General features: G+C 58.9%; 26 protein-coding genes. All 26 read left to right on the plus strand.

What is annotated here, in order from left to right; genetic code table 11:
* Positions 1-130: EF-Tu C-terminal domain-related protein (locus ACQZ6J_RS27320; protein WP_449086490.1), on the plus strand; the 130-nt coding region annotated here is incomplete at its 5' end.
* A 312-nt stretch (positions 131-442) separates the two neighbouring features.
* On the plus strand, positions 443-751 hold the full coding sequence (rpsJ, locus tag ACQZ6J_RS27325; RefSeq protein WP_003547547.1) for a 30S ribosomal protein S10: 309 nt from the start codon (positions 443-445) through the stop codon (positions 749-751).
* A gap of 38 nt (positions 752-789) precedes the next feature.
* A complete protein-coding gene (gene rplC, locus ACQZ6J_RS27330; RefSeq protein ID WP_028753974.1) occupies positions 790-1,431 on the plus strand; it encodes a 50S ribosomal protein L3 in 642 nt (213 codons plus the stop codon).
* 13 nt (positions 1,432-1,444) lie between these two features.
* On the plus strand, positions 1,445-2,065 hold the full coding sequence (gene rplD, locus ACQZ6J_RS27335) for a 50S ribosomal protein L4 (protein WP_112803573.1): 621 nt from the start codon (positions 1,445-1,447) through the stop codon (positions 2,063-2,065).
* Complete coding sequence (locus ACQZ6J_RS27340) at positions 2,062-2,355, plus strand: 50S ribosomal protein L23 (RefSeq protein WP_047634801.1); 294 nt, start codon at positions 2,062-2,064, stop codon at positions 2,353-2,355. Before rplD ends, ACQZ6J_RS27340 begins: the two co-directional genes overlap by 4 nt.
* 11 nt (positions 2,356-2,366) lie before the next feature.
* Positions 2,367-3,203 carry a 50S ribosomal protein L2 gene (rplB, locus tag ACQZ6J_RS27345; protein WP_163986058.1) on the plus strand — a complete coding sequence of 279 codons (837 nt, stop codon included), beginning with the start codon at positions 2,367-2,369 and terminating at the stop codon, positions 3,201-3,203.
* Between the two features lie 15 nt (positions 3,204-3,218).
* Positions 3,219-3,497 carry a 30S ribosomal protein S19 gene (gene rpsS, locus ACQZ6J_RS27350; RefSeq protein WP_004118389.1) on the plus strand — a complete coding sequence of 93 codons (279 nt, stop codon included), beginning with the start codon at positions 3,219-3,221 and terminating at the stop codon, positions 3,495-3,497.
* Positions 3,498-3,499: 2 nt separating this feature from the next.
* Positions 3,500-3,889, plus strand: coding sequence for a 50S ribosomal protein L22 (gene rplV, locus ACQZ6J_RS27355; protein WP_004118391.1), 390 nt, complete (start codon positions 3,500-3,502; stop codon positions 3,887-3,889).
* Positions 3,889-4,614, plus strand: a complete 726-nt coding sequence (gene rpsC, locus ACQZ6J_RS27360; protein ID WP_004118393.1) for a 30S ribosomal protein S3 — start codon at positions 3,889-3,891, stop codon at positions 4,612-4,614. The genes rplV and rpsC overlap by 1 nt, the downstream gene beginning before the upstream one ends.
* A gap of 36 nt (positions 4,615-4,650) precedes the next feature.
* Complete coding sequence (gene rplP, locus ACQZ6J_RS27365; protein WP_003573792.1) at positions 4,651-5,064, plus strand: 50S ribosomal protein L16; 414 nt, start codon at positions 4,651-4,653, stop codon at positions 5,062-5,064.
* A gap of 11 nt (positions 5,065-5,075) precedes the next feature.
* On the plus strand, positions 5,076-5,276 hold the full coding sequence (rpmC, locus tag ACQZ6J_RS27370) for a 50S ribosomal protein L29 (protein ID WP_007690763.1): 201 nt from the start codon (positions 5,076-5,078) through the stop codon (positions 5,274-5,276).
* 12 nt (positions 5,277-5,288) lie between these two features.
* On the plus strand, positions 5,289-5,528 hold the full coding sequence (gene rpsQ / locus ACQZ6J_RS27375; protein WP_112341047.1) for a 30S ribosomal protein S17: 240 nt from the start codon (positions 5,289-5,291) through the stop codon (positions 5,526-5,528).
* Positions 5,529-5,754: 226 nt separating this feature from the next.
* A complete protein-coding gene (rplN, locus tag ACQZ6J_RS27380; protein ID WP_003573790.1) occupies positions 5,755-6,123 on the plus strand; it encodes a 50S ribosomal protein L14 in 369 nt (122 codons plus the stop codon).
* Positions 6,124-6,134: 11 nt separating this feature from the next.
* Entirely contained in the window at positions 6,135-6,443 is a 309-nt protein-coding gene (rplX, locus tag ACQZ6J_RS27385; RefSeq protein WP_163986057.1) for a 50S ribosomal protein L24, read from the plus strand.
* Positions 6,436-6,993 carry a 50S ribosomal protein L5 gene (rplE, locus tag ACQZ6J_RS27390; protein ID WP_163986056.1) on the plus strand — a complete coding sequence of 186 codons (558 nt, stop codon included), beginning with the start codon at positions 6,436-6,438 and terminating at the stop codon, positions 6,991-6,993. The genes rplX and rplE overlap by 8 nt, the downstream gene beginning before the upstream one ends.
* 33 nt (positions 6,994-7,026) lie before the next feature.
* Positions 7,027-7,332, plus strand: a complete 306-nt coding sequence (gene rpsN, locus ACQZ6J_RS27395) for a 30S ribosomal protein S14 (RefSeq protein ID WP_163986055.1) — start codon at positions 7,027-7,029, stop codon at positions 7,330-7,332.
* 12 nt (positions 7,333-7,344) lie between these two features.
* Positions 7,345-7,743: a 30S ribosomal protein S8 gene (gene rpsH / locus ACQZ6J_RS27400; protein ID WP_034480422.1), complete on the plus strand. Its 399-nt coding sequence runs from the start codon at positions 7,345-7,347 to the stop codon at positions 7,741-7,743.
* 41 nt (positions 7,744-7,784) lie between these two features.
* Complete coding sequence (gene rplF / locus ACQZ6J_RS27405; RefSeq protein WP_163986054.1) at positions 7,785-8,318, plus strand: 50S ribosomal protein L6; 534 nt, start codon at positions 7,785-7,787, stop codon at positions 8,316-8,318.
* Positions 8,319-8,330: 12 nt separating this feature from the next.
* Complete coding sequence (gene rplR / locus ACQZ6J_RS27410; RefSeq protein ID WP_163986053.1) at positions 8,331-8,693, plus strand: 50S ribosomal protein L18; 363 nt, start codon at positions 8,331-8,333, stop codon at positions 8,691-8,693.
* Between the two features lie 130 nt (positions 8,694-8,823).
* Positions 8,824-9,393, plus strand: coding sequence for a 30S ribosomal protein S5 (gene rpsE, locus ACQZ6J_RS27415; protein WP_163986052.1), 570 nt, complete (start codon positions 8,824-8,826; stop codon positions 9,391-9,393).
* Positions 9,394-9,406: 13 nt separating this feature from the next.
* Entirely contained in the window at positions 9,407-9,619 is a 213-nt protein-coding gene (gene rpmD, locus ACQZ6J_RS27420) for a 50S ribosomal protein L30 (protein WP_007690786.1), read from the plus strand.
* A 16-nt stretch (positions 9,620-9,635) separates the two neighbouring features.
* On the plus strand, positions 9,636-10,106 hold the full coding sequence (rplO, locus tag ACQZ6J_RS27425; RefSeq protein WP_163986051.1) for a 50S ribosomal protein L15: 471 nt from the start codon (positions 9,636-9,638) through the stop codon (positions 10,104-10,106).
* 224 nt (positions 10,107-10,330) lie between these two features.
* Complete coding sequence (gene secY / locus ACQZ6J_RS27430) at positions 10,331-11,671, plus strand: preprotein translocase subunit SecY (RefSeq protein ID WP_163986050.1); 1,341 nt, start codon at positions 10,331-10,333, stop codon at positions 11,669-11,671.
* Positions 11,668-12,318, plus strand: coding sequence for an adenylate kinase (locus ACQZ6J_RS27435; RefSeq protein ID WP_163986049.1), 651 nt, complete (start codon positions 11,668-11,670; stop codon positions 12,316-12,318). Before secY ends, ACQZ6J_RS27435 begins: the two co-directional genes overlap by 4 nt.
* 217 nt (positions 12,319-12,535) lie before the next feature.
* On the plus strand, positions 12,536-12,904 hold the full coding sequence (rpsM, locus tag ACQZ6J_RS27440) for a 30S ribosomal protein S13 (protein ID WP_015339612.1): 369 nt from the start codon (positions 12,536-12,538) through the stop codon (positions 12,902-12,904).
* A 131-nt stretch (positions 12,905-13,035) separates the two neighbouring features.
* The gene (gene rpsK, locus ACQZ6J_RS27445) at positions 13,036-13,425 is read left to right on the plus strand and encodes a 30S ribosomal protein S11 (protein WP_004118426.1); all 390 of its coding nucleotides are present in this window, start codon (positions 13,036-13,038) and stop codon (positions 13,423-13,425) included.
* Positions 13,426-13,487: the final 62 nt, after the last annotated feature.

The following is a 13,487-nucleotide window of genomic DNA, read 5'->3' on the forward strand; positions in this document are numbered from 1 at the left end:
GCCTGGCGACAACGTCACGGTTGCGGTTGAGCTGATCGTTCCGATCGCGATGGAAGAGAAGCTTCGCTTCGCTATCCGCGAAGGCGGCCGTACCGTCGGTGCTGGCATCGTCGCTTCCATCGTCGAGTAATAAAGCAGGCGGCCACGCCGCCGGCTTTACCGATTCGATGACAATAATATGAAGCAAGCGGCTGTAGCCGCTTGCTTATGACATGGAAATGTTGCAAATGGCGCGCGAGCGCGATTTGCACTCTGCTTCGGATAACGAAGCAGCCGATGAAATTAACAATAAGGTGGGCCGAAAGGTCTAAAGAGTGGATGGGGATGCCGCAGCCGGCGTCCCTCTCGATCTTTGAAACCGGTGGTCCGCCTTAGGAAAAAGAACATTCCGTGCCCTTTTTTAAGCGGCACGCGAGATAACAAAACACAAGGATAACGTCGAATGAACGGCCAAAATATCCGCATTCGCCTGAAGGCGTTCGATCACCGGATTCTCGATGCTTCCACGCGCGAGATCGTGTCGACGGCGAAGCGCACCGGTGCTAGCGTCCGGGGCCCCGTTCCGCTTCCGACCCGTATCGAGAAGTTCACGGTTAACCGGTCCCCACACATCGACAAGAAGAGCCGCGAGCAGTTCGAGATGCGCACGCACAAGCGCCTCCTCGACATCGTTGACCCGACCCCGCAGACGGTAGACGCGCTGATGAAGCTCGATCTCGCCGCCGGTGTCGATGTTGAGATCAAGCTCTGAGACTTAGGTTCTCGAGCTGAGTGAGAAGGATTGAACCGATGCGTTCAGGTGTGATTGCACAGAAGGTGGGAATGACCCGCGTCTATAACGACGCCGGTGAGCACGTCCCGGTAACCGTATTGCGTTTGGATGGCTGCCAGGTCGTAGCCCAGCGCACAGTTGAAAAGAATGGCTACACCGCAGTACAGCTCGGTGCCGGCCAGGCAAAAGTTAAGAACACGACGAAGGCCCTGCGCGGTCATTTCGCCGTCGCAAGCGTTGAGCCGAAGGCCAAGCTCGTTGAATTCCGCGTCACGGACGACAACCTGCTTGAAGTCGGCACCGAGCTCAAGGCCGCTCACTTCACGGCGGGCCAGCTCGTCGACGTGACCGGCACGACGATCGGTAAGGGCTTTGCCGGCGCTATCAAGCGTCACGGCTTCGGCGGTCTGCGCGCCACGCACGGTGTGTCGGTTTCGCACCGCTCGCACGGTTCGACCGGCTCGCGTCAGGACCCGGGCAAGGTGTTCAAGAACAAGAAGATGGCTGGTCACATGGGCCAGACGCGCGTGACGACGCAGAACCTCGAAGTGGTATCGACCGATGAAGATCGCGGTCTGATCCTCGTCAAGGGCGCGGTTCCTGGCTCCAAGGGTGCCTGGATCATCGTGCGCGACGCCGTCAAGTCGGCAGCGAAGTAAGGGAGCCAAACCAATGGAATTGAACGTCAAGACCCTTGAGGGCAAAGACGCTGGGAAGGTTTCCCTTTCTGACGCGATTTTCGGCCTCGAGCCGCGCGAAGACATTCTTGCCCGCGTCATTCGCTGGCAGCTTGCCAAGAAGCAGCAGGGCACGCATCAGGCCAAGGGCCGCGCCGACGTGGCGCGCACCGGTGCCAAGATGTACAAGCAGAAGGGTACGGGCCGCGCTCGTCACCATTCGGCTCGCGCTCCGCAGTTCCGTGGCGGTGGTAAGGCTCACGGCCCTGTCGCCCGCAGCCATGAACATGATCTGCCGAAGAAGGTTCGCGCCCTCGGCCTGCGTCATGCTCTGTCGGCCAAGTTCAAGGCTGAAGACGTGATTGTCATCGACAATCTCGTCGCAACCGAAGCCAAGACCAAGGCACTCGCTGGCGCTTTCGAAACGCTCGGCCTGACGAACGCTCTGTTCATCGGCGGCGCTGAACTCGACAGCAACTTCAAGCTCGCAGCCAAGAACATCCCGAATATCGATGTTCTGCCGGTTCAGGGCATCAACGTTTACGACATCCTGCGCCGCGGCAAGCTCGTGCTGTCCAAGGCTGCAGTTGAAGCTCTAGAGGAGCGATTCAAGTGACGGATCTTCGCCATTATGATGTGATCGTTTCTCCTGCGATCACCGAAAAGTCCACGCTGCTTTCGGACAATAACCAGGTTGTTTTCAACGTTGCCAAGAACGCGACGAAGCCTGAAATCAAGGCTGCCGTCGAAGCGCTCTTCGGCGTCAAGGTTACGGCCGTCAACACTCTGCTGCGCCTCGGCAAGACCAAGCGGTTCAAGGGTCTCGTCGGCAAGCAGAAGGACGTGAAGAAGGCTGTTGTGACGCTCGCCGAAGGCCAGTCGATCGACGTCTCCACCGGTCTCTGAGGAATAAGAAAATGGCATTGAAAACATTCAATCCGACGACCCCGAGCCAGCGTCAGCTGGTCATCGTCGATCGCTCCTCGCTCTACAAGGGCAAGCCGGTCAAGACGCTGACGGAAGGCCTGACTTCCAAGGGTGGCCGCAACAACACCGGCCGCATCACCGTGCGTTTCCAGGGTGGCGGTCACAAGCGCACCTATCGTCTGGTGGACTTCAAGCGTCGCAAGTTCGACGTTGAAGCAGCCGTCGAGCGCATCGAATACGATCCGAACCGTACCGCTTACATCGCTCTGGTGAAGTACACGGACGGCGAGCTGGCCTACATCCTCGCTCCGCAGCGCCTCGCTGCCGGCGACAAGGTCATCGCTTCTGACAAGGCAGTGGACGTGAAGCCGGGCAACACCATGCCGCTTCAGTTCATCCCGGTCGGCTCCATCATCCACAACGTGGAAATGAAGCCGGGCAAGGGCGGTCAGATCGCTCGCTCCGCCGGTTCCTACGCCCAGCTCGTCGGTCGTGACCAGGGCATGGCGATCCTTCGCCTGAACTCCGGCGAACAGCGCCTCGTGCACGGCACCTGCCTTGCAACGATCGGTGCCGTTTCCAACCCGGATCACGGCAACATCAATGACGGCAAGGCTGGTCGTTCGCGTTGGCGTGGCAAGAAGCCGCATAACCGCGGTGTTGTCATGAACCCGGTCGACCATCCGCACGGCGGTGGTGAAGGCCGCACCTCTGGTGGTCGCCATCCGGTGACTCCGTGGGGCAAGCCGACCAAGGGCAAGCGTACGCGGTCGAACAAGTCGACCGACAAGATGATCATGCGCTCGCGCCATCAGCGCAAGAAGTAAGAGAGGAAGTCTCAAGTGGCTCGTTCAGTATGGAAAGGTCCGTTTGTTGACGGCTATCTTCTCAAGAAAGCTGAGAAGGTGCGCGAAGGCGGACGCAGCGAAGTAATCAAGATGTGGAGCCGTCGCTCCACCATCATGCCGCAGTTCGTTGGTCTCACCTTTGGTGTTTACAACGGCAGCAAGCATATTCCGGTCAGCGTCAATGAAGACATGGTCGGACACAAGTTCGGCGAGTTCGCCCCGACCCGTACCTATTATGGTCACGGTGCGGACAAGAAGGCGAAGAGGAAGTAACAATGGGCAAGGCAAAAACCGAACGCCGGCTGAAGGATAATGAGGCGCAGGCAGTTGCGCGCACTCTCCGCGTCAGCCCGCAGAAGCTCAACCTGGTCGCGGCTTCTATCCGCGGCAAGAAGGTTGATCGCGCACTCGCAGAGCTGGAATTCTCTCGCAAGCGCATCGCAGGTGCCGTCAAGAAGACGCTCGAATCTGCGATCGCAAACGCTGAGAACAATCACGATCTCGACGTTGACTCGCTGGTCGTCGCAGAAGCCTACGTCGGCAAGTCGATCGTCATGAAGCGGTTCCACGCTCGTGGCCGTGGCCGCGCATCTCGCATCGAGCGTCCGTTCGCACATCTGACGATCGTCGTTCGCGAAGTGGAAGCTCAAGGGGAGGCCGCATAATGGGTCAGAAAATCAATCCGATCGGTTTTCGTCTCGGCATCAACCGTACCTGGGATAGCCGCTGGTTTGCGGACAATGCCGAGTATGGCCAGCTCCTCCACGAAGACCTGAAGATGCGCAAGTTCGTCATGAACGAACTGAAGCAGGCTGGTATCTCGAAGGTGGTCATCGAGCGTCCGCACAAGAAGTGCCGCGTCACGATCCACTCGGCTCGTCCGGGCCTGATCATCGGCAAGAAGGGCGCTGACATCGACAAGCTCCGCAAGAAGCTGTCGGACATGACGAATTCCGAAACGCACCTCAACATCGTTGAAGTTCGCAAGCCGGAAATCGATGCGACGCTGGTTGCCCAGTCGATCGCTCAGCAGCTCGAGCGCCGTGTTGCTTTCCGTCGCGCCATGAAGCGCGCCGTTCAGTCCGCGATGCGTCTTGGCGCCGAAGGCATCAAGATCACCTGCGCAGGCCGTCTCGGCGGTGCAGAAATCGCTCGTACGGAATGGTACCGCGAAGGTCGCGTGCCGCTGCATACGCTGCGCGCCGACATCGATTACGGTACGGCTGAAGCAGAAACCGCTTTCGGCATCTGCGGCATCAAGGTCTGGATCTTCAAGGGCGAAATCCTTGAGCACGATCCGATGGCCTCCGAACGCCGCGCGCTCGAGGGCGACGCCCAGGGTCCGGCTAGCCGCGATCGCGATAGAGACCGCCGCCGCGACAACGCTTGATAGCGTACGTGGCAGATAAGTTCGGAGAATAAGAAAATGTTGCAACCAAAGCGTACGAAGTACCGTAAGCAGTTCAAGGGTCGCATCAAGGGCGTCGCCAAGGGTGGTTCTGATCTGGCTTTCGGCGAATTCGGTCTGAAGGCGCAGGAACCTAACCGCGTCAACGCTCGCGAGATCGAAGCGGCCCGCCGCGCGATCACGCGCTACATGAAGCGCGCCGGCCGTGTATGGATCCGTGTTTTCCCGGATGTTCCGGTGACGGCAAAGCCGACCGAAGTCCGTATGGGTAAAGGTAAGGGTTCCGTCGAATACTGGGCATGCAAGGTCAAGCCCGGCCGCATGATGTTCGAGATCGACGGTGTGAGCGAAGAAATCGCTCGCGAGGCTCTGCGCCTCGGCTCCGCCAAGCTCTCGGTCAAGACGCGCTTCGTACAGCGCATTGCAGAGTAAGGAAGAAGCTCATGAAAGCCGCAGATGTTCGCGCCCTGAGCGCCGACCAACTCAAGGACGAGCTTGCCAAGCTGAAGAAGGAGCAGTTCAACCTGCGCTTTCAGAAGGCGACCGGCCAGCTTGAGAAGTCCTCGCGCATCAACGAAGTCCGCAAGGACATCGCTCGCGTAAAAACCATTGCCCGCCAGAAGGCGGCAGAAGCAAAGGCCTAAAGGAAAAATAACATGCCGAAGCGCATTCTGCAGGGCGTCGTGGTCAGCGACAAGAACGAGAAGACGGTAGTAGTCCGCGTAGAGCGTCGTTTCGCTCACCCGCTGCTCCAGAAGACTGTTCGTCGTTCCAAGAAGTACAAGGCTCACGACGAGAACAATCAGTACAAAATCGGCGACGTCGTTTCCATCGAGGAATGCGCACCGATCTCCAAGGACAAGACCTGGACGGTCGTTTCCGCCCAGACCAAGTAACAGAATTTCGCTCAGGCCCTTGCGCTTGGGCGAAATATCTGTATGAAGCACGAGCTTGGAAGCAGGACGCTCGATAACGAGCGTTCTTTTGCTTTATTGATGGCTGGCAATGGTGACCGCAAGCGGTCTCGGACACCGGCGAAATCAGACAAGAGACTAGTCCATAAGCCGGGGTAGGGGGTCTTTTGGCCCAACCATTCCGGTAACAACAAGAAGGCGACCTGACATGATTCAGATGCAAACAAACCTCGACGTGGCGGATAATTCCGGCGCACGTCGTGTCATGTGCATCAAGGTGCTGGGCGGCTCGAAGCGCAAGTATGCCTCGATCGGCGACGTCATCGTCGTTTCGATCAAGGAAGCTATCCCGCGCGGCCGTGTGAAGAAGGGTGACGTGATGAAGGCGGTTGTCGTTCGCACCGCCAAGGACATCCGTCGTCCGGATGGCAGCGTCATCCGCTTCGATACCAACGCAGCAGTCCTCATCGACAACAAGAAAGAGCCGATCGGCACCCGTATCTTCGGACCGGTTCCGCGCGAACTTCGCGCCAAGAACCACATGAAGATCATCTCGCTGGCTCCAGAAGTACTGTAAGGAGCGGAGCGATGCAGAAGATCCGTAAAGGCGACAAGGTCGTCGTATTGACCGGTAAGGACAAGGGCCGCACCGGCGAAGTCATTCAAGTGATGCCGAAGGAAGACCGTGCGGTCGTCCGTGGCGTTAACGTCATCAAGCGCCATCAGCGCCAGACGCAGACCCAGGAAGCCGGCATCATCAGCAAGGAAGCCTCGCTTCACCTGTCCAACCTGGCAATCGTCGACCGGGACGGCAAGCCGACCCGCGTCGGTTTCAAGGTTGTAGATGGCAAGAAGGTCCGCGTGGCCAAGACATCGGGAGAAGTGATCGATGGCTGAGGTAAAGTACGAGCCGCGGCTCAAGACGGAATACGGCGCCCGCATCCGCGCGGCTATGCAGGAGAAGTTCTCCTACGCCAACGAGATGCAGATCCCGAAGCTGGACAAGATCGTGATCAACATGGGCGTGGGCGAAGCGACGGCTGATTCGAAGAAGCCGACCGTTGCTGCAGCCGACCTGGCGGCCATTGCTGGTCAGAAGCCGGTCATCACCCGCGCGCGCAATTCCATCGCTGGCTTCAAGGTCCGCGAGAATATGCCGATCGGCGCCAAGGTAACCCTTCGCGGCGCCCGCATGTATGAGTTCCTGGATCGTCTGGTCAACATCGCGCTTCCGCGCGTTCGCGACTTCCGCGGCCTGAACCCGAAGAGCTTTGACGGTCGTGGCAATTTCGCCATGGGCATCAAGGAGCACATTGTGTTCCCTGAGATCAACTACGACAAGGTTGATCAGATGTGGGGCATGGACATCATCGTTTGCACGACGGCGACGACCGACGACGAAGCACGGGCTCTTCTGAAAGAGTTCAACTTCCCGTTCCGTCAATAACCGTAACGACGAGCGTAGAAAAGGAACCCTGATATGGCGAAGACAAGCGCAGTTGAAAAGAACAAGCGCCGCCGCAATACGGTTGCCAACCAGTCCGCGAAGCGGGCTGCTCTCAAGGCAATCATCATGAACCAGTCTCTTTCGATCGAAGACCGGTTCAAGGCCACCCTGAAGCTGGCATCGCTCCCGCGCGATGGATCGAAGACCCGTATTCGCAACCGTTGCGAAGTCTCGGGCCGTCCGCGCGCATACTACCGCAAACTGCGCATGTCGCGTATCGCGCTGCGTGAACTTGGCAACCTCGGCAAGGTGCCGGGCATTGTCAAGTCGAGCTGGTAAGGAGCAGATTAGATGACTATGACTGATCCTTTGGGCGATATGCTCACCCGCATCCGCAACGGCGCTTCGCGTCGCAAGTCGTCGGTTTCGACGCCTGCTTCCAAGCTCCGTGCACGCGTCCTCGATGTTCTGCAGGCTGAAGGCTACATCCGTGGCTACTCCGTCGTCGATTTCGGCAACGGCAAGTCTGAACTCAGCATCGAGCTGAAGTACTACGAAGGCTCGTCGGTGATCCGTGAGATCGGCCGCGTGTCCAAGCCGGGCCGCCGAGTTTATGTCTCGGTTAAGTCCATTCCGCAGGTCGCGAACGGTCTCGGCATCACCATCCTTTCGACTCCGAAGGGTGTGATGGCCGATCACCAGGCTCGTGAACAGAATGTTGGTGGCGAGGTTCTCTGCTCGGTCTTCTAAGATCGGACAGGGATCTCCTTCGAAACAGACAGGTTTGAAAAATGTCTCGTATCGGTAAGAAGCCCGTTCAGGTGCCTGCAGGGATCACGGCCACGGTTGATGGCCAAAAAGTGACTGCCAAGGGCCCTAAGGGCGAGCTGTTTTTCGTCGCCAATGACGAAATCGGTCTCAAGCTGGAAAACAATGCAATCGTCGTAACGCCGCTTAACGACTCCAAGGACGCTCGCGCAAAGTGGGGCATGTCCCGCACGATGGTCGAGAACATCCTGAAGGGTGTTAAGGAAGGTTACGAGCGCAAGCTCGAAATCAACGGCGTCGGCTACCGTGCCGCCCTGCAGGGCAAGAACCTGCAGCTCGCGCTCGGCTTCAGCCACGACGTGATCTACGTGCCGCCGGAAGGCATCACGATCGCTGTGCCGAAGCCGACGGAAATCGTCGTCACCGGCATCAACAAGCAGCAGGTCGGCCAGGTTGCGGCTGAAATCCGCGAATATCGCGGTCCTGAGCCCTACAAGGGCAAGGGTGTTAAGTATGCCGGCGAGCGGATCGTTCGCAAAGAAGGCAAGAAGAAGTAAGGATCACGCGAAATGGCTAGCAGGAAAGAAGCACTTGCGCGTCGCGCCAACCGCGTGCGCCGTCAACTTAAGGCGGTGGCCAATGGCCGTCCGCGCCTGTCGGTTCATCGCTCGTCGAAGAACATCTACGCCCAGGTCATCGATGACGTGGCTGGCAAGACCGTTGCGGCTGCCTCCACCCTCGACAAGGATCTGCGCGGTTCTCTGAAGACCGGTGCCGATACCGCAGCCGCAGCCCTGGTTGGCAAGCTCGTCGCCGAGCGCGCCTCCAAGGCCGGCGTGAAGGAAGTCGTGTTCGATCGCGGCGCTTTCATCTACCACGGCCGCATCAAGGCTCTGGCTGAAGCAGCCCGCGAAGGCGGCCTGTCCTTCTAATCAGATTTCCGGCCGGTAATCTCAGGATGCCGGCCGGATGTTCACCGGACCGCAGGTTTCCCGCAAGGGAGGGCATGCGGTCTTCGTTTTGTTTGCCGATTGCACCCGGAAAAGAAAAAGGAAGAGGACAATGGCACAGGAAAAGAGGGCTCCGCGGGAAGACCGTCAGAGCCGTGAAGAGCGCGATAGCGAATTCGTCGACAAGCTGGTCGCGATCAACCGCGTCGCCAAGGTTGTCAAGGGTGGCCGCCGTTTCGGTTTTGCCGCTCTCGTCGTCGTCGGCGACCAGAAGGGCCGCGTAGGCTTCGGTCATGGCAAGGCGCGCGAAGTGCCGGAAGCCATCCGCAAGGCAACCGAAAGCGCCAAGCGCGACATGATCTTCGTACCGCTGCGCGACGGCCGTACGCTGCATCACGACGTCCATGGCCGCCACGGTGCAGGTAAGGTTCTCCTGCGTTCGGCCAAGGTCGGTACCGGTATCATCGCCGGTGGCCCGATGCGCGCCGTTTTCGAAACGCTCGGCGTTCATGACGTCGTTGCGAAGTCGACCGGTTCGTCGAACCCGTACAACATGGTTCGCGCTACGTTCGACGCCCTGAAGCACCAGGTTCACCCGAAGGACATCGCAGCTCAGCGCGGCATCAAGTATGCCACTCTGCAGGCTCGTCGTTCCGCTTCGGGCAATGCCGCTGAAGAATAAGGGAGTTTGACCTATGGCCAAGACGACCAAGAAGGCTGAAGCCAAGGCGACCGTTACGGTCGAGCAGATTGGCAGCCCGATCCGCCGTCCGGATGTTCAGCAGAAGACGCTGATCGGTCTCGGACTGAACAAGATGCACCGTCGCCGCACGCTGGAAGATACCCCGGCTGTTCGTGGCATGATCCGTGCTGTCCAGCATCTCGTTCGCGTTGTCGACGAGAAGTGAGCCGGAGGTAATCGCTATGAAACTGAATGAGATCAAGGATAACGAAGGCTCGACCCATAGCCGCAAGCGCCTCGGCCGCGGCATCGGCTCCGGCTCCGGTAAGACCGGTGGCCGTGGTGTGAAGGGTCAGAAGTCCCGTTCGGGTGTTGCGATCAACGGCTTCGAAGGTGGTCAGATGCCCATCTATCGTCGCCTGCCGAAGCGCGGCTTCAACAACATCTTCGCTTCCGACTACGTTGTCGTATCGCTGGCTCGCATCCAGGCTGCCGTCGATGCCGGCAAGCTCGATGCCAAGAACACCGTTGATGCAGCTGCTCTCAAGGCAGCAGGCGTGATTCGCCGCGTCAAGGACGGCGTCCGGGTGCTCTCGGATGGCGAACTGAAGGCGAAGCTTGCCCTTGAAGTTGCAGGTGCTTCCAAGTCGGCGGTCGAAAAGATCGAAAAGGCTGGCGGTTCCATCAAGCTGCTCGCTTCTGCCGCAGAATAATATTATCAATAATCGCCCGAGGTGCTTCACTTCGGGCGATTTTGCTCCCATATGTGAGCCTCACGAACCTGATTGATGCGCCAGTGTCTTTCCGGTCAATAACGGGAACCAAGGGTGAGGCGCCCGATTGCTGTGCAATCTGTCCGAAGCCCGGCTTTTGAACAATTTACATACTGATTCCGGGCTCGGCCGATTATGCCGGAATTAGTGATGCGGAGATTTGCATGGCTTCTGCAGCGGAACAATTGGCGTCCAATCTCAATTTTTCGACCTTCGCCAAGGCCGAGGATCTCAAGAAGCGCCTGTGGTTTACGCTCGGCGCTCTCCTCGTTTACCGGCTCGGTACTCACATCCCGCTTCCTGGCCTCAATCCTGCCGCTTACGCTCAGGCTTTCCAGAATCAGTCGGGCGGCATTCTTGGCCTCTTCAACATGTTTTCGGGCGGCGCCGTGCAGCGCATGGCGATTTTCGCGCTCGGCATCATGCCCTATATTTCCGCGTCGATCATCGTTCAGCTCATGACGTCGGTCGTGCCGTCGCTCGAGAACCTGAAGAAGGAAGGCGAGCAGGGGCGCAAGATCATCAACCAGTACACCCGCTACGGCACGGTGCTGCTCGGCGCATTGCAGGCCTATGGCATTGCGATCGGCCTGGAGCATGGCAATGGCGTCGTGGTGGATCCAGGCTGGTTCTTCCGCATTTCCACCGTCATAACGCTGCTCGGCGGCACAATGTTCCTGATGTGGCTCGGTGAACAGGTGACGTCGCGTGGTATCGGCAACGGTATTTCGCTGATTATCTTCGCCGGTATTGCCGCCGGTCTTCCGACCGCTCTGGCCGGCACGCTCGAACTCGGCCGCACCGGCGCGCTGTCGACGGGCCTGATTCTTGCCGTGCTCGTCGTCGCTGTTCTCGTCATCGCCCTCATCGTGTTCGTCGAGCGCGCCCAGCGCCGCCTGCTGATCCAGTATCCGAAGCGTCAGGTCGGCACGCGCATGTTCCAGGGCGACACGTCGCACCTGCCGCTGAAGCTCAACACTTCGGGCGTCATTCCGGCGATCTTCGCATCCTCGCTGCTCCTGCTGCCGGCAACGGTCGCAGGCCTCGGCAACAACACGGCGCTCCCGGGCTGGGTGACGTCGATCGTCGCCGCTCTCGGTCACGGACAGCCCGTCTACATGGTGCTGTACGGCGCCCTGATCGCCTTCTTCGCCTTCTTCTATACCGCGCTGGTCTTCAATCCGAAGGACACGGCCGACAATCTGAAGAAGCATGGCGGCTTCATTCCGGGCATTCGTCCGGGTGAGCGCACCGCCGAGTACATCGATTACGTGCTGACCCGCATCACGGTCATCGGCGCGATCTATCTTGTCTTCGTCTGCATCCTGCCCGAAATTCTCGTATCCCAGACAGGTATTCCCTTGTCTCTGGGTGGCACTTCGCTTCTGATCGTGGTTAGCGTAACGCTGGATACGGTGGCGCAGATTCAGGGTCACCTGATCGCACAGCAATATGAAGGCCTGATCAAGAAATCGAAGTTGCGTGGAGGAAAGAGGGGGCGATGAGACTCATACTTTTAGGGCCGCCGGGAGCAGGTAAGGGGACCCAGGCCCAGCGTATCGTGGAAAAGCACGGCATCCCGCAGCTTTCCACAGGCGATATGCTGAGGGCTGCGGTAGCTGCCGGAACTGAAGTTGGCAAGCGCGCCAAGGCCGTTATGGACGCGGGCAAGCTTGTTTCCGATGAGATTGTTAACGCCATCGTTTCCGAACGCATCGACCAGCCGGATTGCGCCAGGGGGTTCATCCTCGATGGTTTCCCGCGCACCCTGGTGCAGGCGGACGCAACCGAGCGGATGCTCAACGCGAAGGGCCTGGAGCTCTCCGTCGTCATAGAGCTGAAGGTCGACGACGCCGAACTGATTCGCCGCGTTTCCGGACGTTATTCCTGCTCGAACTGTGGCAGCGTCTATCACGACACCGACAAGGTTCCGGCAACGGCTGGCGTTTGCGACAAATGCGGCTCGACGCACTTCAAGCGTCGTCCGGATGACAATGCCGAAACCATGGCGACCCGCCTCCAGGTCTACTACAAGGAGACGTCGCCGCTGATCGGTTACTATTATGCGAAGGGCAAGCTGCAGAGCATCGACGGCATGGCCGATATCGAGCATGTGACCGACAGCATAGAGGCTATCCTGGCTAAGGTTTAGATAGCCTAAAATAAACTTGCCGGAACGGTTGCTTTTTTGCACTGATTCCGCTAAACACCGCGCCAACTCGCGATATGCCATGCGATCGGCGCGGATTTCCAACGGGAAGTCCGGGTACGGTCGTTTTGACATGTTGCGGACTCAAATCGAACAAGCAGCTCCCGGGCTGCATAACAAAGCCCTTTGCTTAGGCAAAAGGAATGCAAGGAGAACAGGCGTGGCTCGTATCGCTGGCGTCAACATCCCGACTGCAAAGCGCGTAGTTATTGCGCTTCGCTACATTCACGGGATCGGACCTAAGTTTGCTCAGGAAATCTGCGAGAAGGTCGGTATTCCGGCCGAGCGTCGTGTCAATCAGTTGACGGACGCTGAAGTTCTGCAGATCCGCGAAACCATCGACCGTGACTATCAGGTTGAAGGTGACCTGCGTCGCGACACCGCGATGAACATCAAGCGTCTGATGGATCTGGGCAGCTATCGCGGCCTGCGTCATCGTCGCGGTCTGCCGGTTCGCGGCCAGCGCACCCACACCAATGCTCGTACCCGCAAGGGTCCGGCAAAGGCGATTGCTGGTAAGAAGAAGTAATCTCCGGGAAACCGGATGGAAGGGGCTGGCGATCCGCCGGCCTCTTTTGAGTTTGGAGCGGCGTCCTCTGGGTGTCGCTTCGGTGTAGCCGCTGGGATTACGGCGGTGCAGAGATCCAAGAAAGGACTAACATGGCCAAGGAAGCCGTACGCGTTCGTCGTCGCGAACGTAAAAACATCACGTCGGGCGTCGCACACGTCAACTCGACCTTCAACAACACGATGATCACCATCACCGACGCACAGGGCAATGCGATTGCCTGGTCGTCCGCTGGTGCCAAGGGCTTCAAGGGTTCGCGCAAGTCGACCCCGTTCGCCGCCCAGATCGCTGCCGAAGACTGCGCCAAGAAGGCTCAGGAACATGGCATGAAGTCGCTGGAAGTTGAAGTTTGCGGTCCGGGCTCCGGTCGTGAATCCGCTCTGCGCGCGCTCCAGGCTGCTGGTTTCATGATCACGTCCATCCGCGACGTGACGCCGATCCCGCACAATGGTTGCCGCCCGCGCAAGAAGCGCCGCGTCTGATCATCGCCACTCACGACATCGGCCGGGGTAGATGCGCCCGGCTTGGTGTTACTCAAGCTCGG

The organism is Rhizobium sp. A37_96 (genome assembly GCF_053521765.1).

Bases quoted from the DNA above. Each gene is read 5' to 3' on its own strand.
- rpsC (WP_004118393.1), top strand. From the start codon at position 3,889: ATGGGTCAGAAAATCAATCCGATCGGTTTTCGTCTCGGCATCAACCGT.
- rplX (WP_163986057.1), top strand. From the start codon at position 6,135: ATGCAGAAGATCCGTAAAGGCGACAAGGTCGTCGTATTGACCGGTAAG.
- rpsN (WP_163986055.1), top strand. From the start codon at position 7,027: ATGGCGAAGACAAGCGCAGTTGAAAAGAACAAGCGCCGCCGCAATACG.
- rplE (WP_163986056.1), top strand. From the start codon at position 6,436: ATGGCTGAGGTAAAGTACGAGCCGCGGCTCAAGACGGAATACGGCGCC.
- rplD (WP_112803573.1), top strand. From the start codon at position 1,445: ATGGAATTGAACGTCAAGACCCTTGAGGGCAAAGACGCTGGGAAGGTT.
- ACQZ6J_RS27435 (WP_163986049.1), top strand. From the start codon at position 11,668: ATGAGACTCATACTTTTAGGGCCGCCGGGAGCAGGTAAGGGGACCCAG.
- rplR (WP_163986053.1), top strand. From the start codon at position 8,331: ATGGCTAGCAGGAAAGAAGCACTTGCGCGTCGCGCCAACCGCGTGCGC.
- rplV (WP_004118391.1), top strand. From the start codon at position 3,500: ATGGGCAAGGCAAAAACCGAACGCCGGCTGAAGGATAATGAGGCGCAG.
- rpmD (WP_007690786.1), top strand. From the start codon at position 9,407: ATGGCCAAGACGACCAAGAAGGCTGAAGCCAAGGCGACCGTTACGGTC.
- rplB (WP_163986058.1), top strand. From the start codon at position 2,367: ATGGCATTGAAAACATTCAATCCGACGACCCCGAGCCAGCGTCAGCTG.
- rpmC (WP_007690763.1), top strand. From the start codon at position 5,076: ATGAAAGCCGCAGATGTTCGCGCCCTGAGCGCCGACCAACTCAAGGAC.
- rpsE (WP_163986052.1), top strand. From the start codon at position 8,824: ATGGCACAGGAAAAGAGGGCTCCGCGGGAAGACCGTCAGAGCCGTGAA.
- rplF (WP_163986054.1), top strand. From the start codon at position 7,785: ATGTCTCGTATCGGTAAGAAGCCCGTTCAGGTGCCTGCAGGGATCACG.
- rplP (WP_003573792.1), top strand. From the start codon at position 4,651: ATGTTGCAACCAAAGCGTACGAAGTACCGTAAGCAGTTCAAGGGTCGC.
- rplO (WP_163986051.1), top strand. From the start codon at position 9,636: ATGAAACTGAATGAGATCAAGGATAACGAAGGCTCGACCCATAGCCGC.
- secY (WP_163986050.1), top strand. From the start codon at position 10,331: ATGGCTTCTGCAGCGGAACAATTGGCGTCCAATCTCAATTTTTCGACC.
- rpsJ (WP_003547547.1), top strand. From the start codon at position 443: ATGAACGGCCAAAATATCCGCATTCGCCTGAAGGCGTTCGATCACCGG.
- rpsH (WP_034480422.1), top strand. From the start codon at position 7,345: ATGACTATGACTGATCCTTTGGGCGATATGCTCACCCGCATCCGCAAC.
- rplN (WP_003573790.1), top strand. From the start codon at position 5,755: ATGATTCAGATGCAAACAAACCTCGACGTGGCGGATAATTCCGGCGCA.
- rpsQ (WP_112341047.1), top strand. From the start codon at position 5,289: ATGCCGAAGCGCATTCTGCAGGGCGTCGTGGTCAGCGACAAGAACGAG.
- rplC (WP_028753974.1), top strand. From the start codon at position 790: ATGCGTTCAGGTGTGATTGCACAGAAGGTGGGAATGACCCGCGTCTAT.
- rpsK (WP_004118426.1), top strand. From the start codon at position 13,036: ATGGCCAAGGAAGCCGTACGCGTTCGTCGTCGCGAACGTAAAAACATC.